The organism is Microcoleus sp. bin48.metabat.b7b8b9.023, from assembly GCF_013299185.1.
Classification (GTDB): Bacteria; Cyanobacteriota; Cyanobacteriia; order Cyanobacteriales; family Microcoleaceae; genus Microcoleus.
On record NZ_JAAFKG010000012.1, the window covers coordinates 84,286 to 103,640 of the forward strand.

The 19,355-nt window shown below is 45.5% G+C and carries 14 protein-coding genes; 11 read left to right on the forward strand and 3 right to left on the reverse strand.

From position 1 onward, the window contains the following. Nucleotides 1-463: 463 nt before the first annotated feature. Nucleotides 464-1,627, forward strand: coding sequence for a GuaB3 family IMP dehydrogenase-related protein (locus QZW82_RS09740; protein ID WP_293147492.1), 1,164 nt, complete (start codon nucleotides 464-466; stop codon nucleotides 1,625-1,627). A 517-nt stretch (nucleotides 1,628-2,144) separates the two neighbouring features. Here the strand turns inward: QZW82_RS09740 and QZW82_RS32225 are convergent. Beyond that, nucleotides 2,145-2,846, reverse strand: coding sequence for an RNA-guided endonuclease TnpB family protein (locus tag QZW82_RS32225; RefSeq protein WP_366664991.1), 702 nt, complete (start codon nucleotides 2,844-2,846; stop codon nucleotides 2,145-2,147). A gap of 39 nt (nucleotides 2,847-2,885) precedes the next feature. Further along, the gene (locus tag QZW82_RS32230) at nucleotides 2,886-3,299 is read right to left on the reverse strand and encodes a helix-turn-helix domain-containing protein (protein WP_366664992.1); all 414 of its coding nucleotides are present in this window, start codon (nucleotides 3,297-3,299) and stop codon (nucleotides 2,886-2,888) included. A gap of 313 nt (nucleotides 3,300-3,612) precedes the next feature. Here QZW82_RS32230 and trxA point away from each other — a divergent pair, with 313 nt between their 5' ends. The 10 genes from trxA to QZW82_RS09795 all read left to right on the forward strand — a co-directional run bounded on the left by trxA (nucleotide 3,613) and on the right by QZW82_RS09795 (nucleotide 16,614). Further along, nucleotides 3,613-3,936: a thioredoxin gene (gene trxA / locus QZW82_RS09750; protein ID WP_006631199.1), complete on the forward strand. Its 324-nt coding sequence runs from the start codon at nucleotides 3,613-3,615 to the stop codon at nucleotides 3,934-3,936. A gap of 188 nt (nucleotides 3,937-4,124) precedes the next feature. Continuing rightward, the gene (locus tag QZW82_RS09755; protein ID WP_293147494.1) at nucleotides 4,125-5,186 is read left to right on the forward strand and encodes an LOG family protein; all 1,062 of its coding nucleotides are present in this window, start codon (nucleotides 4,125-4,127) and stop codon (nucleotides 5,184-5,186) included. A gap of 295 nt (nucleotides 5,187-5,481) precedes the next feature. Further along, nucleotides 5,482-5,748, forward strand: a complete 267-nt coding sequence (locus tag QZW82_RS09760; RefSeq protein ID WP_293147495.1) for a hypothetical protein — start codon at nucleotides 5,482-5,484, stop codon at nucleotides 5,746-5,748. A gap of 156 nt (nucleotides 5,749-5,904) precedes the next feature. Then, nucleotides 5,905-7,152 carry a transposase gene (locus QZW82_RS09765; protein WP_293147497.1) on the forward strand — a complete coding sequence of 416 codons (1,248 nt, stop codon included), beginning with the start codon at nucleotides 5,905-5,907 and terminating at the stop codon, nucleotides 7,150-7,152. A 117-nt stretch (nucleotides 7,153-7,269) separates the two neighbouring features. Then, nucleotides 7,270-7,548 (forward strand): hypothetical protein, encoded by a 279-nt coding sequence (locus QZW82_RS09770; RefSeq protein WP_293147499.1) that lies wholly within the window; start codon nucleotides 7,270-7,272, stop codon nucleotides 7,546-7,548. 167 nt (nucleotides 7,549-7,715) lie between these two features. Continuing rightward, complete coding sequence (locus QZW82_RS09775) at nucleotides 7,716-8,921, forward strand: sulfite exporter TauE/SafE family protein (RefSeq protein WP_293147501.1); 1,206 nt, start codon at nucleotides 7,716-7,718, stop codon at nucleotides 8,919-8,921. Next, nucleotides 8,896-9,366 (forward strand): hypothetical protein, encoded by a 471-nt coding sequence (locus tag QZW82_RS09780; RefSeq protein ID WP_293147502.1) that lies wholly within the window; start codon nucleotides 8,896-8,898, stop codon nucleotides 9,364-9,366. The genes QZW82_RS09775 and QZW82_RS09780 overlap by 26 nt, the downstream gene beginning before the upstream one ends. A gap of 909 nt (nucleotides 9,367-10,275) precedes the next feature. Next, nucleotides 10,276-11,718 (forward strand): cytochrome ubiquinol oxidase subunit I, encoded by a 1,443-nt coding sequence (locus QZW82_RS09785; protein WP_293147504.1) that lies wholly within the window; start codon nucleotides 10,276-10,278, stop codon nucleotides 11,716-11,718. 8 nt (nucleotides 11,719-11,726) lie between these two features. Further along, nucleotides 11,727-12,740, forward strand: a complete 1,014-nt coding sequence (cydB, locus tag QZW82_RS09790) for a cytochrome d ubiquinol oxidase subunit II (RefSeq protein WP_293147506.1) — start codon at nucleotides 11,727-11,729, stop codon at nucleotides 12,738-12,740. Between the two features lie 469 nt (nucleotides 12,741-13,209). Further along, nucleotides 13,210-16,614 carry a PAS domain S-box protein gene (locus tag QZW82_RS09795; protein WP_293147508.1) on the forward strand — a complete coding sequence of 1,135 codons (3,405 nt, stop codon included), beginning with the start codon at nucleotides 13,210-13,212 and terminating at the stop codon, nucleotides 16,612-16,614. A 17-nt stretch (nucleotides 16,615-16,631) separates the two neighbouring features. Here the strand turns inward: QZW82_RS09795 and QZW82_RS09800 are convergent, their stop codons facing one another. Next, entirely contained in the window at nucleotides 16,632-18,833 is a 2,202-nt protein-coding gene (locus QZW82_RS09800) for a PAS domain S-box protein (RefSeq protein WP_293147509.1), read from the reverse strand. Nucleotides 18,834-19,355: the final 522 nt, after the last annotated feature.

Consider the following 19,355-nt stretch of genomic DNA (forward strand, 5'->3'; position numbering starts at 1 on the left):
TATACCGTACTCGGTTAGTGGGGGATGAAAGGCGTGTGAGTCGTACTCGATGAACAAATAGATAATTGCTTAGCAGAAACATTTCGAGAATTGGTACAATCGGTTTGGAGGTCGATCACCCCGCGCGGCGTCTAAAAGGCCGTTGCACTCGAGCAAGCGTAAGTACGCTTCGCACTATCCACTAAAAGAAATCCGCCACTGAATATATCAAACGCCATGTGGGTTTCCGACTAAAAACATTTCTGCCTTCGGAAGGAGGGTGGCTGCCTGGGCATCGTGCAAGGGATGTGAGAGTCAGGGCAAGACGGCTTGTCAAACCTCTAGACGCTGCGTAAGACCGAAACATAAGGCAAGCTTGTGTCGAGGCGGTGGCGGTTGAAACAGGAAGCCCCCGTCATAGCGGTAATCCGCTTGACGGTGGGTACTTCACTCTAATTTAAATACATTGTGGAAGTGAAACAGCGTGAATATTGAAATTGGGCGGGGCAAAAGCGCTCGCAGAGCTTACGGCATAGATGAAATCGCGCTCGTACCGGGACAGCGTACCCTCGATCCGAGTTTGGCAGATACTAAGTGGCAGATTGGTGGGATCGATCGAGAAATCCCGATCATCGCCAGCGCCATGGACGGAGTAGTCGATGTCCGCATGGCCATTTTGCTGTCGGAATTGGGAGCAATGGGCGTGCTTAACCTAGAAGGAATTCAAACCCGCTATGCTGACCCCCAACCCATTTTAGAGCGCATCGCTTCTGTGGGGAACCACGAATTTGTGTCTCTGATGCAGCAACTCTATGCCGAACCCATTAAGCCAGAATTAATCGAGCTCAGAATTAAAGAAATTAAAGCTGGAGGAGGGATTGCCGCCGTCAGCGGTACACCCGCAGGTGCGAGCAAATACGGCTTAAAAGTTGCTGAATCTGGAGCCGATATATTTTTTGTGCAGGCTACTGTAGTCTCGACTGCTTTTCTTTCCCCAGAGTCGATCGCATCTTTGGACTTGACCCAATTCTGTCAAGAGATGCCAATACCCGTAATTTTGGGCAACTGCGTCACCTACGAAGTCGCCCTGAATTTAATGAAAACTGGCGCCGCAGGCATTCTCGTGGGCATCGGGCCGGGGGCTGCTTGCACATCTAGGGGGGTATTGGGTGTCGGCGTTCCCCAAGCGACAGCGGTAGCAGACTGCGCCGCTGCGCGGGACGACTACTATCGCGAAACTGGCAAATACGTGTCGATAATTGCGGACGGTGGTTTAATTACCGGGGGCGATATCTGCAAGTGCATTGCCTGCGGCGCTGATGGAGTGATGATTGGTTCGCCCTTTGCTAGGGCTGCGGAAGCTCCGGGCCGGGGCTTTCACTGGGGAATGGCGACTCCCAGCCCGGTTTTGCCGCGAGGCACTCGGATTCGGGTGGGGACTACTGGGACTGTGGAGCAAATTTTGCGGGGCCCAGCACTGCTCGATGACGGTACGCACAACTTGCTTGGAGCGCTGAAAACTAGCATGGGTACCTTGGGCGCTAAGGATATTAAGGAGATGCAGCAAGTGGAAGTGGTGATTGCTCCTTCTCTGCTGACGGAGGGTAAAGTCTATCAAAAAGCTCAGCAGTTGGGTATGGGTAAGTAGATTTATCGATTGAATACCATCGTACCTTGACAAAATTTGTGCGATCGTCTCGAAATTTACAGAATGTTGTGGAATTATCGAGAAGGAGGTGTCACAATATAAGAAGCGGAGACGCATGTTTCCGTTCACTCCTCACACCACACTCCGCCCGGACTACTGTTCGGGCGGTTCCTTTTTGACCCCAAGCGCTCCCCTTTACTGACTAGGTACGGGGTTAAGGCTGTTCGATCCGGAGAGGGAAGAGGGGAAGAGGCGGAGAGGGGGAAAATTTTTTGGTGGCAGAATGCCGAATTCTAACTTCCATTTCTCGAATTTTTTCAGAAGCCTTCTGTTAAAATCGTCGCTCCGACCCACAAAGGGATAGCGTGCCACGTACAATCGTCGTGCAGAACTCAGAATAGTGGACTCCTGTTTGAACTCCGAGATTCAATGCTGCAAGTGAACTAACCACCCCAACTGCTATGCGGTATGGGGTAGGCTTCCCAATTCATCAGCAACCGCCTCTACATTAGTAGACTTACGCCCATACCGATGAAGGTCTTACATTGCCTCCAAGGGCAGTATCGCTGGTTCCCAACGACAATATCCGCAAGCCTTCATTCTTGATATTGATAGCAGCATTGATATCCCGGTCATGATGTTCCCCGCAATGCGGACATTCAAACATCCTGATCGATAAATCAATCTTGGCTACTTTCAGCAGTGTGTTAGAGCAAAGATGTGAGGAAGGAAAGAATCTACCCACTTCTAGGTAAATCTTGCCGTCTTGCTCCGCTTTGTATTTGAGCATGGTTTGGAACGTTCCCCAACTTACATCGCTGATTGCTTTAGCTAGGTTGTGATTCTTGACCATGTTTTTCACTGCCAAGTCTTCCACCACAATCACTTGGTTTTCGTTGACTATCTTGCGGGATAGCTTATGGAGGAAATCTTCTCTCACTCTAGAGATTTTGGAATGCACTTTCGCTAGTGCTTTTTTAGCCTTACGACGTTTGTTCGTCGTTTTATCCTTTTTGCGGGACAACTGACGCTGCTTTCGCTTCAGGTTGCGCTCATGCTTTTTTAGATGACGAGGGTTTTGAAACTTTGAACCGTCAGAAGTAACGGCAAAATCAGTCAGTCCCAAATCAATCCCAATGGCATGACCTTCGCTATTCGATTCTGGTTTTTCAGTACCATCATCTAGCAACAAGGAAGCGTAATAGCGACCATCTGTCATCCGGGATAGCGTCACAGTTTTGAGTTTCTTTCCCTCAGTTTACCGATGAATTTTCGCTTTAACTGTGCCCAGATTGCCGGGGAACTTAATCTCGGAATTGCTGAGGATTTTAACGTTTGCAGGGAATTGAATCGACTGGCGACCGTGCCTATTTTTGAAAGTTGGGTAGCCTGTGCGACCATCAAAGAAATTGATAAACGCACCAGACAGATTCAGAACAGAAGATTGAAGGCATTGAGAGTAACACTCTTTCAACCATTCGTATTCTTTCTTCCAAATCGGAATCATTTTCTTCATGTCATAAGCCGATACTCCCTTTCCCGTGTCTTTGTAGGTTTGGGACATCGCAGCCAAAGATTGATTCCAAACCCAACGAACACACCCGAAAGCCTGTGCAAGATGGGCTTCTTGAATGTCGGTGGGATAGATTCTGACCTTGACTGCTTTCAACATGACTATGTTTATCGTGCTTCTATGAGTATGATAACACCCGCAAGACAAAAGCTTCTGGTTTGCCCAATAGACTGACTGGCTGTTTCCTCCGTCTCCGCAACTCTATTGGCTACGCCAATTCGTTCAGGGAGCGTCGTCAACAGCCCTGGCTTTCATCCCACACCAATCGCAGCGCTATCGCGCGAGGGATTCCCGCGCCCGTTAGCTAAATCTAAAATCTAAAATCTAAAATCGTAAAATCGACTGACGCAAGTGGTTACACTTTTTGCTAAACTTGTTATCCGAGAAATAGTATTTACAAGGATGGCTAGGGATGTCAGCAGCCGCGCAAGTAACCGACTCTACCTTTAAACAGGAAGTGCTCGATAGCGAAGTTCCAGTTCTAGTGGATTTTTGGGCTCCCTGGTGCGGGCCCTGTCGGATGGTGGCGCCCGTCGTAGACGAAATTGCCCAGCAATATGAAGGGCAGGTGAAGGTAGTAAAAGTTAACACCGACGAGAATCCTAATGTGGCAAGCCAATACGGTATCCGCAGCATTCCGACGCTGATGATATTTAAGGGCGGTCAGCGGGTTGATATGGTGGTTGGGGCAGTTCCGAAAACTACTCTGGCCAACACTCTGGAAAAGTACATTTAACCAAACTGCGAGAGGTTTCGGGCTGTTTTTTGGGGCCGCGAAATCTAACTATCTTCAGAACCGGGGCAAAGCTACTGGAAAAGTTATTAGTTGCTAGCAGTGCTATTTGCTGGTGGCTACTGGCTTCTAAATTTGGCTTGCCCCTTAATTTTTAGCAACAACAAATTGTTACCGTTTCGGAAAAATTCATGATTCCTTCTGGTCAAGGTTTTGAGTCCCTCCAAGCTGATGCGATCGACTTAATCGATCGCCTGCCAATGTTAAAGCACTCTGAGTGGATCGAACGATCGCTCTCGACGATCGTGCAAATGGCTGGAGAGGAACTCGATCGCCTCGATTGGAAGATTATGGCGTCGTCGCTGCGAGATATGGAGAGAGCTTTTTCCATGTTTTATCCTTACCGCCACGTTCGCAAAATTGTGATTTTTGGTTCGGCGAGGGTGTCGCCGACATCGGCGGAATATTTGCTAGCCAGAGATTTTGCACGGGCGATCGCCCAGCAGGGATTTATGGTGATTACTGGTGGCGGTGGGGGGATTATGCAGGCGGGGAATGAGGGGGCGACTGCGGAACGTTCTTTTGGGCTCAACATTCAGTTACCTTTCGAGCAGAGTTCTAATCCTTTCATTGCGGGCGACTCCAAGTTGCTCAATTTTAAATATTTTTTCACCCGCAAGTTATTCTTTCTCCGGGAAAGCGATGCTTTGGCTTTGTTTCCCGGCGGTTTCGGCACTCTGGATGAGGCTTTTGAGTGTCTGACTTTGACTCAAACTGGCAAGTTTGGGCCGGCCCCTTTGGTTTTGCTCGATCGACCCGGAGGCGATTATTGGCACGATTGGGATTATTTTGTACAAAAACAATTGCGTGGTCGGGGTTTGATTTCAGCCGACGATCGCAGCCTGTACACAATTACAGATGATATAAATGTCGCTTGTGAGGCGATCGCGAGTTTTTATCTGGTTTATCACTCCTGCCGCTACGTGGATGGAAAACTGGTAATTCGCTTGAAGTCTCAACTTTCTGAGGAGAATGTCGATCGATTAAATACTAATTTTAGCGATATTTTGGTAGACGGTAAAATCGAAAAAAGTCAAGCTCTGCCCGCCGAAGCCACGGATGAAACCTTTGCTTTACCGCGCCTAGTTTTGCATTTCAACCAGCGGGATTCGGGGCGGCTTTATCAGCTAATTGCTGCGATTAATCAAATGGGAGCGACATCGCCGGCGGCGGCGCATCCAGAACAAAAATAGTTATAGCAGTTGACAGTTGGTAGGGGCGGTGCCCCCGTGCCCGCCCTCTTAATTAGCAGTTGACAGTTATGGTACCCGAATCAAACCGTCGATCGATCGCGGGTGCATCTGATTTTTGCAAATATATTCGTAGGGGCGAAGCATTTCGGCAGTCAATCTCTGGTTCTCACTCATAAATTATGTGCCGAAATGCTTCGCCCTTGCCAAATTAAGATGCACCCTCGATCGCGGGGTAGCTTGCGTCAGTCAGATGGGGTAGAAGTCCTAAGAAAGTAAAAAATTAAGGGCAAAAGGTATGGCTTACAGCGATTTTAGTTTGGCAAGCATCAAAAAATCTTTAAATTTAACGATTTCGCCCAGACAAGATTTGTTTTCCGCCGTACCTGATTTACAATGCAGCAATTATTTAACAGAAACTTTAGCTTATAATGTGCCTTTTGCTCTGGCGAGGAATACGGAAAAATCGCGATCGGAAATGATTATTGCGCCGATTTTGCTGGAACTTACCTCGAACAGCAAGAAGGCTCACACTGTACCTGTACGTTTGTCAGTGTCGAGATGAATTGCGCGTGAGTTGAGGAGTGTAGTCTGACCACATTTGAGCGCAGCGAAAACCGGGAAGACTACGACGACGAAACGAGCAAAATATTCTGTTTTTGGTGAAACAATCATCAAAAATGTGTTACTATGAATATGTAAACACGGTAAGGTCGATACCATGTATAGAGCAGTTAAGATGAGAATTTATCCTACAGGCGAGCAAGAATCATATCTAGCTCAATGTTTTGGCAATACTAGATGGTTGTGGAATCATATGCTTAATGCAACAACCACCGCGTACAAAGAAACAGGCAAGGGGCTTTCTAAAGCAGCTATGGATAAGTTGCTTCCGGGACTAAAAAAAGAATTTGAATGGTTGGGACTAGCTTATAGCCAAGTTTTACAACGAGTAACATTCAATCTTTCAAGTGCGTTTGTCAATTTCTTTGAGGGTCGTGCTAAATTCCCTAACTTTAAATCTAAACATGGTAAGCAATCAATTCAATATCCCCAAAATATCAAACTGATGCCAGAGGATTCTGTTATTAAGTTTCCCGGTAATCTGGGGTTAATGAAAACTGTGTTTCACAAACAACTACCTGATGCTAAATTCACGACTGTAACAATATCGAGAAATGCAGACGGCAGGTACTACGCATCTATTCTTTTTAACCAAAATGACAATCCGGTAGTTGCAATTAGGGAAGCTATCGGCGTTGACTTAGGATTGAAGCACTTTGCTATAACTTCCGAAGGCTCAAAATATGACCTACCTAAAAAGCAATTAGCCAAACTAGAAAATAATAAAAAATGCAAACATAAAAAATTAGCTAAAAAGACAGATAAAACTTCTAATAAACGTCGTAAAGCTAGACGAATATTAGCCAAAGTTTCTAGCAAAATAGCTAGAATTCGTGAAGACTTTCTACACAAGCTATCTCGCAAAATAGCCTACGAAAACCAAGTTATTTGTGTAGAAGATTTGGCAGTTAAGAACATGGTAAAAAATCCCAACTTGGCAAAATCGATATCAGACCAAGGATGGGGGATGTTTCAAACCATGCTCAAGTACAAAGCTGAGAAATTTGGTCATACCTACCAAGAAATAGGACGTTTTTTCCCATCTTCTCAACTTTGTAGCGAGACTCTACTACCAATCCCGATGCTACAGAAAGGCTATGATTCATTGGGCGTAAGGTTTGTAGATTGTCCTCACTGCCAGAAACAGCATGATAGAGATATTAATGCTGCAATCAATATTAAAAATGAAGGTTTGCGACTTTTGGAGTTAGGAACTAGCTCTTCTGCCCTTGGAGGGGATGTAAGACCAAAGTTATCAGGACGTAAAAAAGCCATGAAGACCGAGGCAATCCCCAATGAATTGGGAAGCCTACACCCTATCTGTGCTCAGATGGGTGTTGGGTAGTTCACCAGACTGTTTCCCGATCGCATTAGTTTGTTTTCGGGTGTCGATTTTACGGTTGATAGCGACTTGGGATTAAACGGGAGTTGCGATTTTCTGATTAGCCGATCGGTAGAACTTTTGATTCTAAGCGCACCTGCGATTTTAATCGTTGAGGCAAAAAAGGAAAATATTAATGCTGGGTTGGGTGAGTGCGTGGCGGAAATGTATGCAGCGCAACTGTATAATGAGCGCGAGGGAAATCAGGTATCAAAGATTTATGGAGTGGTGACAACGGGAGAAATTTGGAAGTTTTTGATACTGGAAGGGCAATCAGTTAAAATAGATTTATTAGAGTATTTTTTGAATGAAGTTGATAAAATTTTGGGGATTTTGGCGATCGGCATTCAAAACAGTTGAGAGTTGACCACAATCAAAAGGGTTTGTAGTGAGGACTTTAGTCCTTAGGAATCAAGGACTAAAGTCCTCACTACAAACCAGATCGCGGGTAATTGACCAGACATGACATAAGCAGTAAAAACCAATCTAAAATCTAAAATGTAAAATCTAAAATCCCCTGACTCAAAATGCTAGACATCCTGCTAATTGCAACTTTAGGATTTCTCGGCAGTTTCGGACACTGCGCCGGAATGTGCGGCCCGCTGACAGTGGCTTTTTCCCTGTCAAGTACCGACAAAGATAAATTAGCTTCTTTCCGCTTTCACCTGCTATTAAATGTGGGAAGAATTGTGGCTTATGCTTTAGTTGGCGCTGCAATTGGCGGAGTGGGTTCGGTATTGATTGCAGGCGGGCAAATGGCAGGTATCGGTAGCGGGTGGCGGCGGGCGATCGCCATTATCACCGGTACAATGCTAATTTGGTTTGGATTGGTACAAATTAAACCGGGTTTGCTCCCACGTTTGCCATTGCTGCACCCAGTTTCGCACGATCGCATCAGCAGTGCAATGACCAAGATTTCAACTCAAAACAACTGGTGGATACCGTTAGCTTTGGGTTTGCTTTGGGGTTTAATTCCCTGCGGTTTCCTGTACGGGGCGCAAATCAAAGCGGCAGAAACCGGAAACCCAATTTTGGGTGCGGCAACGATGTTTGCTTTTGGAATGGGCACGCTGCCAACTATGCTGGGAGTGGGATTTTTTGCTGGCAGATTCAGCACCGACAAACGCAGTCAACTGTTTCGTGCGGGCGGTTGGGTGACAGTGGCGATCGGGATCATTACTCTGTTGCGAACCGATGAAATGGTCGATCTGACAGGCCACGCAGCGCTAATATGCTTGATGCTAGCACTGATTGCGCGTCCGCTCAGCAAGTTTTTGCCGCCACTGTTGCGCTACCGTCGGGCTTTCGGTGTCGGTGCGTTTGCGATCGCCCTTGCCCACACGTTTCATATGCTAGATCATACGCTGCAATGGAATTTTGACGCTGTATCTTTTATGCTGCCGCAGCATCAATTAGGGATGGCATTGGGAATGCTGGGACTGCTGTTGATGATACCGGCGGCGGTGACAAGTTGCGATCGCATTCAGAATTATTTAGGGAAGCGGTGGCGGCAAATTCATTTGCTAACAGTACCCGCTTTCTTGCTGTGCGCCCTTCACGCAGCCCTCATCGGTTCCCACTATCTCGGCGGTTTTGAATGGAAGTTGTACGATCGACTGCTGACAGCCGTCTTAGCCGCGGTTGCGGTGTTAGTTTTGTTAGTGCGATCGCGCTTATTTTGGTCAATTTTATCACTGGATAATTTCTATGTTGCACCTGTCAAACAAAAGTAAAACTTTAGGATTGTTAGTCTTCTTGGGATTGCTAGTACAAGCCGGAATATTTCCCATACCGCAGCTAAACACAACTGCGATCGCCCACGAAGTCGAAATCTCGGGAGATGTCGCCGCTACCTTTCACCTAGAACCAAACCACAATCCCCGCGCCGGAGAAACTGCAAAAGTGTGGTTTGCACTGACTCGCAGGGGCGGTCAAATTATCCCCTTAGAGCAGTGCAACTGCCAGCTAGCCGTTTATCCAAAAAATCACAAACAGGGGGATAAACCGCTGATGGAACCGCCTTTAAAAGCCGTATCTGCCGAGCGATACCAAGGCATTCCCGGAGCAGAAATTGTATTTCCCAAGGCAGGAATCTACGAGTTAAAACTCAGCGGAACGGCGAAAGCATCGGCTAAATTTAAACCCTTTAAACTCAGTTATAAAGTCACCGTTCGCTAATAGAATATCCCCCTAAAAAACATCAATCTTGTAGGGGCGGGTTCACCGAAATAACCGCCAAAAAGAAACAATCTCGTAAACCCGCCCCCACCCAACCATAAATTCAAATGTACCTATTTCTTTAAACCCTTTAAAATCAGTTATAAAGTCACCGTTCACCAATAGAATATCCCCTAAAAAACATCAATCTTGTAGGGGCGGGTTCACCGAAATAACCGCCCAAAACAAACAATCTCGTAAACCCGCCCCCACCCAACCATAAATTCAAATGTACCTATTTCTTTAAACCCTTTAAACTCAGTGATAAAGTCACCGTTCGCTAATAGAATATCCCTAAAAAACATCAATCTTGTAGGGGCGGGTTCACCGAAATAACCGCCCAAAACAAACAATCTCGTAAACCCGCCCCCACCTCGTAAACCCGCCCCCACCTAACCATAAATTCAAATGTACCTATTTCTTTAAACCCTTTAAAATCAGTTATAAAGTCACCGTTCGCCAATAGAATATCCCCTAAAAAACATCAATCTTGTAGGGGCGGTTTCACCGAAACAACCGCCAAAAACAAACAATCTCGTAAACCCGCCCCCGCCCAACCATAAATTCAAATGTACTAAAATTGTATCCCCGCATCAACAAACATCAATATTGTAAGGGCGGGTTCACCGAAATAACCGCCCCTAACAAACAATCTCAAAAACCCGCCCACCCAACCATAAATTCAAATGTACCTATTTCCCAATAAAAACAACCGATAAATGTATTAAGAAACACAAATCAAATCTGTATAAAACCTTAAAAATTCCCAACCCTACAAAATGTCACGAAGTTTTACATTACATTGTAGTTAATGTCAATTCTAAAAATTGTGCAAACTAATCTCTGTTGAACTGACCAAAGGACACAAACATGGATATCTTATCTAACACCGTGGCCCTATCGCGGATGCAATTTGCGCTAACCGCCATATTCCATATGCTGTGGCCGGTTCTCACTACAGGAATGGGAATTTATCTGGTAATTGTTGAGGGAATGTGGCTGAAAACTCGCAACCCAGATTATTACCGTCACGCTCGTTTTTGGTCGCAACTTTATGTCCTAAACTTCGGGATTGGTGTCGCTTCCGGGATTCCGATGGAGTTTCAATTCGGGACAAACTGGGCGCCGTTTTCCGAAGCAGTTGGCGACTTTTTTGGCAGCATTTTAGGGTTTGAAGCTTCCATGGCATTTATGCTGGAAGCAGGCTTTTTAGGGATTATGCTGTTTGGTTGGGGGCGCGTTCACCCGATCGTCCATTATTTCGCTACCATCATGGTAGCCTTCGGCGCAAACCTATCCACAGTCTGGATTTTAGTCGCTAACTCCTGGCTGCAAACTCCCGCCGGCGGAGAAATGATCGACGGCAAGTTTGTTGTCACCGATTACTTCCAAGCAATTATGAACCCCTTCGCATTAAACAGCATTCTACATATGTTTTTTGCGACGTTAGAAACTTCCCTGTTTGTAATTGGTGGAATTAGCGCTTGGTACATTCTAAATAAGCGCAACGAAGCCTTCTTTTCCAAATCTTTAAAGATTGCCATAGCAACGGCGATCGCAGTTGCACCTTTACAGATATTCATCGGACATTTGAGCGCCGAACAAGTCTATCACTATCAGCCGACCAAATTAGCAGCGATCGAAGCTAAATGGGAAACCTCAGCAGCCGGAGAATCAGCCGATTGGACTTTGCTAGCTTTGCCTAATGAAAAAGCCCAAAAAAATGACTGGGAAATTAAAATTCCCAATGGCTTAGGATACGTTCTAGAATTCAAACAAAAACTTTCCGAACCAGTCCTCGGTTTAAAGGAATGGAAACCAGAAGATCGACCCCGGATGGTAGGTTTAATCTACTATTGTTTCCGCATCATGTCCGGGATTGGATTCTTCTTTGTAGGATTGATGCTGTTCAGTACAATTCAGTGGATGCGAGGCAAACTTTCCGCTGAAAATATTAGCAGTCAACCTTGGTTGATGCGCGCTTGGATCTTAGCAGCACCCCTGGGATATATCGCTGTAGAATCGGGTTGGATTGTGCGCTGTGTAGGCAGACAACCCTGGGTTTTATACGGGCAAATTCGCACGGCTGACGGGGTATCAAATATCCCCGCTAGCAATGTTTTAACTTCTCTGAGTTTCTTTGCTGTTATTTACAGCTTTTTGTTTGTTTGCGCCTTGTATTTTGGCAGCCGCATTATCCGCAAAGGCCCGAATTTGAATCTGTCAGTACCTGGTTTAGACAATCAACCTGCGATCGAAACTGAACCCGCAGAACACATTCCCGATCAACGCCCTGTAGAAGCACAACAATAGGAGATTTTATGCAAGCTTTGGAGCATTTTCTCCCGCAAGTCTGGTTCATCATTTTGGGTTTATTTCTTTTGCTCTATGTCATGCTAGACGGCTTTGACTTAGGGGTGGGAATATTATCTTTGACTGCTTCTGATGACGAGCGCCGAGGCATTTTAATGACCAGTCTGGGCAATGTTTGGGATGCTAACGAAACATGGCTGGTTTTAATGGGAGGCGCTTTATTTGGTGCATTTCCCCTAGCTTACGGCACAATTTTAACTGCCTTGTACATACCGATTTGTATGATGCTTTTCGGTTTGATATTTCGGGCGGTGGCCTTTGAGTTTCGCGAGCATTCTAACCGGAAGTTGTTTTGGAATTATGCTTTTGGTGCGGGCAGTTTTTTGGCTGCTTTAGCTCAAGGATTTGCCCTCGGCGCGGTGCTTGAAGGCATTGCGGTGGATGAAGCGGGTCACTTTGTGGGGACTACTTGGGATTGGCTGGATTGGCGATCGATCTTGGTGGCTTTGACGCTGGTTCAAGGCTATGTTTTGATTGGTTCCACCTATCTAATTATGAAGACTGAGGGGGAACTGCAAACACATCACTATCGCACGGCTAAAATTGCGGCGGTGACGACGTTAATCGGAGCGATTTTGATTACCGTCGCCACTCCGGTTTTTTATGAAAGTACCAGAGCAAGATTGTTTGAGAAACCGCTAGTTTATGTGTTTGTAGCGATTCCTTTGCTGGGATTGCTATTAGTTGGACTCTTGCTCAGAAGTCTCAATCGCAAAGAAGAACGGACGCCATTTGTCTGGACGATTATGATTTTCTTGCTCAGTTTCATCGGTTTGGGATTGATTGTTTTTCCCTACATTATTCCCACACAACTCACGATTTACCAAGCGGCGGCGGCACCCAGCGCCCTGGTATTTATGATTGTGTTCATCGGCTTTCTGATCCCGATCATGATTTTCTACAACATCTACAACTACGTAGTATTTCGGGGTAAGGTTGCTGGCGGCCATTACGGCGAATAAAGCAGCATAACACTGCAAATCCAAGTAAAGACACCCAAATCTCCCCAGATTTAAAATTAATCCGATCTGGGGATATTTGGGTGTCTTTGCTGTTGACAAGTATCGATTTCTGAGCGTCAGGGTTCTGATTTATTAATCAAAAAAATATAAAACTTTTTGTTTTCGCCCGCAAAATTAAGTGAATCTACTTATAAGAATGCTGAAAATTTCTGTATAATTAGTAGAGAAAATGATTTCTATGCTCTTTTTGTCTGGCAACAGTTACAAGTTTTGGCTGTGTTTGCCTAACTATTGTCTCAGGTGCGTCGAGGCGAGATTGTCGCTTTTTTTCAGGATTTAAGGGTGTCCCGGTACGAGGAACCTTACTGTTCTGTGAGTTTTGAGAATTAGTAGAAATAGAGTAACTCGTAAGTTGGCTAGTGATATTACGCAAATAATATGTATTATTTTACACCTAATTCAATAATTTATGTCTGAATTTTTAGACGGCGATCGAGAAATCAATCCCCCATCAGCAGCAGACGATCGCACTTTGATTTGTTTCAGAGAGAGGAAATTGCAGACTATTTGGGAAACTGCCCTAGATGCGATCGCGATCGCCGATGACAAAGGGCGATACCTCGATGTCAACCCCGCCGCCTGCGAATTGTTTGGACTAAAAAGAGAACAACTCCTCGGGCGCTGCATCTGGGAGTTTGCAAAACCAAGCTGGAATTTTCAACAAATGTGGGAAGAATGCCAGCAACCGGAAAAAGTGCAGGGTGAATTTGAGTTAGTGCGGGCTGATGCAGAGATTCGCACCGTCGAATATGCAATAACGCTCAACTTTTTGCCTCACCGCTACTTGTTAGTCATGCGAGATGTTACAGGCTGCAAACAAGCCGAAACACAAGTCGAAGAACTTACCCGCCAACTCGCCCAAACCCAAGCTCAACTTCGGGAAGCAGGTATCGCACCGGAGAGTCCAATCAGTCCCACAGATACTGGTATTTTAGAGCAAATTGCCCGCCACATCCCGGGCGTTATTTATCAGTTTCGCATGGATATTGATGGTGGTTTCCATTTTCCCTATGCCAGCGGCAGGCTGGAAGAGATTTACGGCGTTACCCGAGAACAAGTGCAACAAGATGCGAGTTGTATTTTCAATCACCTCCATCCTGAAGATTTCGATCGCGTTTATCAATCGATTCTCGATTCTGCCCAACATCAGACACCTTGGTGTTGCGAATACCGGCTGTGTTTTCCCGACGGGCGGTTGCGGTGGTTGCGCGGCGATTCTACACCGCAGCGACAACCCGATGGCAGCACTATTTGGCATGGCTATGTTCGGGACAATACCGAGAGCAAAGCCGCAGAAATTGCCATCAAAACCAGTGAAAACAGATTCCGCACGATCGTGGAAAATCTCAACGATATGGTTTATATCGTCAATCCCGATACCACCTTCAGCTATGTCAGTCCCCAATTAAAAGAAATCATAGGATATGAAGCAGCAGAAATGTTACATGAGAGTTTTGCTAAGTGGGTTTATACAGAAGATTTACCAATTTGTAAAAATACTCTCGATCGCTCTTTGCAAGGTGAGAAACTGCGGGGATCTGAGTACCGAGTTTTGCATCGAGATGGCAACTATTACTGGCACTCTGCCAATGTATCCGCGATCGTAAATGACGCTGGAGAATTCGTTGCCTGTTTGGGAATAGCGCGTTACATCCACCCTCAAAAACAAGCACAAATCGCTTTAGAAGAAAGTAACAGCCGCTGGCAGTTGGCTATAGAAGGAGCGGGAGATGGCACTTGGGACTGGAACCTCAAAACCAATGAAGTCATCTTTTCCAGGCAGTGGAAAGCGATGCTGGGCTATGCAGAACACGAAATTGTGAATAATTTAGCAGAGTGGGACGGTCGGGTACATCCAGAGGATAAAGCTCAATGCTATATAGATTTTGCCAAACATTTTCGCGGCGAAACTTCTACCTGTCGCAACGAACACCGCCTGCGCTGCAAAGACGGTTCTTACAAGTGGATTTTAGACCGGGGTCAGGTGGTGGAATGGGACGAGGAATGTGAACCGATGCGGTTTATCGGCACTCATTGCGATATCAGCGATCGCAAAACCGCAGAATTAGAGTTAGCTGCCTCTCAAGCAGAATTAATCGCACTATTTAACGCCATGCAGGATGTGATTATGGTGCTCGATGCAGAGGGACGCTATCTCAAAATATCTCCCAGCTCGGCTCCCTTGTTGTACAAACCTACCGCTCAAATTTTAGGCAAAACTCTTCACGAAGTTTTACCCAAAGAATCAGCAGATTTTTTCCTAGAGTCGATTCAAGAAGCGATCGCCAATCAATGCGTGACGCAGTTGGAATACTCGTTACCAATTGGCGATCGCTCAGTCTGGTTTGATGCCAGGATTTCTCCCATGTCTCAAGAGCAAGTGGTGTTTGTCGCCAGAGATATCACCGATCGCAAACGCCAACAGCTAGCTCTCCGCTTAGTAGTCGAAGGTACGGCGGCAAAAACCGGCGCAGCATTCTTCAAAAGCTGCGTTCAATATCTCGCCCAGGCACTAGAAGTTCGATATGCTTTGATTGCTGAATTTGGTGACTCTGAAAAAACGATCGCCACAACTCTAGCATTTTGGGCGGGAGATGAATTTGGGGATAATTTTACTTACCATCTATCCGAGACACCCTGTCAAAATGTCGAGCGGTGTACCGAGATATGTCGGTATCCCAATCTCTTGCAGTGCTGGTTCCCCAAAGATGATAATTTAGCAAGTTTCCCAGCCCAAAGTTATGCGGGTGTACCGATTGTAGATGCCGCTGGAAATTGTTGGGGATTGCTCGTAGTGATGGATACTGAGCCGATGGTGAAATATCTAGAAATGCAGTCAGCTATCTTGAGAATATTTGCCACCCGTGCGGCTGCGGAAATGGAACGGATGCAGGCGGAAGCAGCAGTGCGTAAATCAGAAATTCAACTGCGGCTGCAAACTGAAGAATTAGAAGCAACCCTGAAAAAGTTGCAGGATACCCAAACTCAGTTAATTCAAGCGGAAAAAATGTCTAGTTTGGGTCAATTAGTCGCCGGAATTGCCCATGAAATTAACAATCCAGTCAGTTTTATTTATGGCAATATTCAACCTGCTACCGATTGTGCGAGCGAGTTAATTCAACTAATTCATCTTTACCGAGAGCATTATCCGATTCCGCCCCAGGCGATTGCCGATTTTATCGAAGATATCGAGCTTGAGTATCTAGAAAATGATTTTTATAAGCTGTTGAAATCGATGAAAACTGGAGCCGCGCGCATCAGCGATATTGTTAAGTCGCTGCGGACTTTTTCGCGGTTGGACGAAGCGGATTTAAAAAGCACAGATGTTCACGAGAATCTCGAAAGTACCTTAGTGATTTTACAAAATCGCTTGAACGGTAGGGCGGGAAAACCAGAAATTATTGTCGCCAAATATTATGGTGAAGTACCTCTGGTTGAATGTTATGGCGGTTTGTTAAATCAGGTATTTATGAATTTGCTGGTGAATGCGATCGATGCGATCGAACAAAGGCGAGAAAGCCTAGAACCCAGCGCCAAATTAAATTATATTGGTCGGATCGCGATCGCCACTTCGTTCGCTGCTGACAATCGCGTGTCGATCTCGATTCATGATAACGGTTGCGGGATAACTCCCGAAGTTCAAGAAAAAATATTTAATCCCTTTTTTACGACTAAACCGGTGGGTAAAGGTACGGGGATGGGGCTAGCAACTAGCTATCAAATTGTCACGGAAAATCATCGGGGGAAGTTGCGGTGTTTTTCGACACCCGGAGAGGGGACGGAGTTGGCGATCGAGTTGCCAACTTGCAAGTAAAATTATCTATAGCTAGTTTATAATGGAAGCTCGATCGCAAATTCCGTCCCTTCACCCAAAACCGAATGGCAGATCAAGGTTCCGCCGTGTTTTTCCACCACAATTCGGTAACTGATGGCTAAGCCCAAACCGGTGCCTTTCCCCATCGGTTTTGTGGTGAAAAACGGGTCAAATAATTGGTGGCGCACGTCTTCTGTCATGCCGATCGCATTATCGGCAATCCGGATGCAAATAATATTTTCGTTAAGGGCTTCTGTGCGAATGCTAATAGTTGGTTTCCAGTCGCTACTACCGGATCGCCTTTTTTGCTTCCAAGCATCTTCCAAGGCGTCAATACTGTTGCTAACCAGATTCATGAATACCTGATTTAGCTGGCCTGGATAACATTCAATTAAGGGTACTTTTCCGTAATCTTTGATGACTTTAATTTCGGGATATTCGGATCTAGCTCGCAGTTTGTTGTGCAAAATTAGCAGTGTGTTGTCTATGCCTTCATGAAGATTGGCAGGCTGTTTTACCGACTCGTCTAAACGCGAGAAGTTTCGCAAACTCAGAACTATTTCGCGAATGCGATCTGCTCCCATTTTCATCGAAGAGAAGATTTTTAGCAAATCTTCTTTCAGGAATTCTAAATCTATGTTTTCAATATATTCTTGAACTTCTATTTGTGGTTGAGGATAGTGTGTTTGGTAAAGTTCCACAAGCTTCAATAAGTCTCTCATATATTCGGTGGCGTAGGAAATATTGCCGTAGATAAAACTGACGGGATTGTTGATTTCGTGGGCGACTCCTGCTACCATTTGACCGAGACTTGACATTTTTTCGGTATGAATTAGGTGAGCTTGAGTTTCTCGAAGTTCTTTGAGAGCTATTTCTAGCTGCTGGGCTCTGTTGTTGGCGATCGCCTCGGAGAGTCGCAAAGCATCCTCCGCTGCTTTGCGCTCTGTCACGTCAAAAATGGCGCCGTTGAGGGATAAAATTTGACCGTCTGGATTGAAAATAGCTTGACCTTTTTCGGAAACCCACCGCAGGTTTCCGTTGCTGTGAATCAGGCGATATTCGATCGCGTAGGGTTGTCTTGTCTTAATTGCCCGATCGACAATTTTATCGATCTGCCCCACGTCATCGCCATGAACTATGCTAGCAAAAGCTTGCACGGGTTTTTGCATAAAGTTATCTGCCGGATAGCCGGAAATAGCTTCTATGCCGCTGCTGATAAAAGTTAAGCTCGATCGCCCCGCAGCACTGCAACGGTAAACTGCGCCGGGAATATTGGAAACTAACGATCTAAATTCTTGTTCCCTTTCCCGCAAAGCTGCCTCAATCCGCTTGCGATCGCTAATGTCGCGAGCAAAGGCGCACTGATATTCTTTGCCGTTAAATTGCCAATGGTCGATCGTAATTTCTACTGGAAAAATGCGACCGTATTTAGTGATGTGGTGAACTTCTATATTAACGGAACCGCACCTTTTTAAGACTTTCCAGTGCAAATTCCAAGCAGTTTCGGGAAAATCGGGATTGATGTCGTGCACAGTTAGATCGAGCAATTCTGTGGCAGAATATCCCAACGAACTGCAAGCGGCGTCGTTGACGTACAAAAATTTACCGTCCGCTCCGATCCAGAATACCGCATCTGCCGATCGGTCGAGCGCAAATTGAGCCAATTGCAACTTTTCCTCAATCCGGTGGCGATCGGCAATTTCTTTTTGTAATAGTTCGCTTAACGAACTGAGAGTTAAAGTGCGATCGACAATATCATCTGCCGGTGGTTTTGCCAATTCTGCTGTCTGTGTATCATCTTGCTGCTGATTTTCTGCTAGCTGTTTTAACGGCTGTTGTGGAAGATTTTCTGTGAGATTTAAGTCAGATTCGGTAAATGCTTTCGGCATCAGGGCGATCGCGAATGCGGCTAAGAGCAAAGAAATCACACCACTTGCAGCTTTGAGATCTACCGACAGCCAATCAATGGAATGCCAAAGCGTCCAAACTTGCGTTAATTGAGCAGCGCCGCAGCCCAAAAAACCGACAGCAAATAGCCCTCCAATCTTGTTGTGAGAACTTTGGCGGGTAAAATAAACCAAAGATAGCGCCACAGAGCAATAAGCGAGTGCCGTCAGCGAGTCAAAAACAGCGTACAGTCGCAACTGGGCCAGCCCGTCGCAGCCAAGTGCGGAAGATGCAGGCAGTGTTGCATAAAAAAATGTTAATAATTCTTGCATAAATTTCAAGAAAAAAGTTATTTGCAGCAATCCAAATCCATCAAATATAATTATTTGATTTCGGTGGCTGAAAAATATTTACATAATTATATACTTTTTTCATTTTTTATGAAACAGCTATTTTTGCATGGAATGTCAAAACTGTGTAGCTTCGGCTGACAGTTGACAGTTGACAGTTGCCCTGTGATAGTTGACAGTTGACGGTTTAAACAATACCGATGCAACCGGAAACGATATCAAAGGGTGGTAATGGGGAAAAAGGCAATTGGTAGTTCCTGTAAGCTGACTGAAGTTTCTGGGAGTAAAAATAATCGCGCGCAGTGTTTCCGATCCCTGGTGCTTCTAGAATAATTTTCGATATAGCGGTTTTCAGAAAGATAAGGTATGTTGTTGGGCTTTAGCCCTGTGAGTTTAGTAGTTATATGAGCTGTCAGTTATACCTCATCTTTTTGAGAAAGGCTATAAATTATGTACCGAAATGCTTCGCCCTTGCCTAAATGAGATGAACGCAAATACGTAGTT

Excerpts from the sequence above, each read along its gene's own strand:
- QZW82_RS09755 (WP_293147494.1), top strand. The coding sequence starts at position 4,125 with ATGATTCCTTCTGGTCAAGGTTTTGAGTCCCTCCAAGCTGATGCGATC.
- QZW82_RS09785 (WP_293147504.1), top strand. The coding sequence starts at position 10,276 with ATGGATATCTTATCTAACACCGTGGCCCTATCGCGGATGCAATTTGCG.
- cydB (WP_293147506.1), top strand. The coding sequence starts at position 11,727 with ATGCAAGCTTTGGAGCATTTTCTCCCGCAAGTCTGGTTCATCATTTTG.
- QZW82_RS32225 (WP_366664991.1), bottom strand. The coding sequence starts at position 2,846 with ATGACAGATGGTCGCTATTACGCTTCCTTGTTGCTAGATGATGGTACT.
- QZW82_RS09760 (WP_293147495.1), top strand. The coding sequence starts at position 5,482 with ATGGCTTACAGCGATTTTAGTTTGGCAAGCATCAAAAAATCTTTAAAT.
- QZW82_RS32230 (WP_366664992.1), bottom strand. The coding sequence starts at position 3,299 with ATGTTGAAAGCAGTCAAGGTCAGAATCTATCCCACCGACATTCAAGAA.
- QZW82_RS09795 (WP_293147508.1), top strand. The coding sequence starts at position 13,210 with ATGTCTGAATTTTTAGACGGCGATCGAGAAATCAATCCCCCATCAGCA.
- QZW82_RS09765 (WP_293147497.1), top strand. The coding sequence starts at position 5,905 with ATGTATAGAGCAGTTAAGATGAGAATTTATCCTACAGGCGAGCAAGAA.
- trxA (WP_006631199.1), top strand. The coding sequence starts at position 3,613 with ATGTCAGCAGCCGCGCAAGTAACCGACTCTACCTTTAAACAGGAAGTG.
- QZW82_RS09775 (WP_293147501.1), top strand. The coding sequence starts at position 7,716 with ATGCTAGACATCCTGCTAATTGCAACTTTAGGATTTCTCGGCAGTTTC.
- QZW82_RS09800 (WP_293147509.1), bottom strand. The coding sequence starts at position 18,833 with ATGCAAGAATTATTAACATTTTTTTATGCAACACTGCCTGCATCTTCC.
- QZW82_RS09780 (WP_293147502.1), top strand. The coding sequence starts at position 8,896 with ATGTTGCACCTGTCAAACAAAAGTAAAACTTTAGGATTGTTAGTCTTC.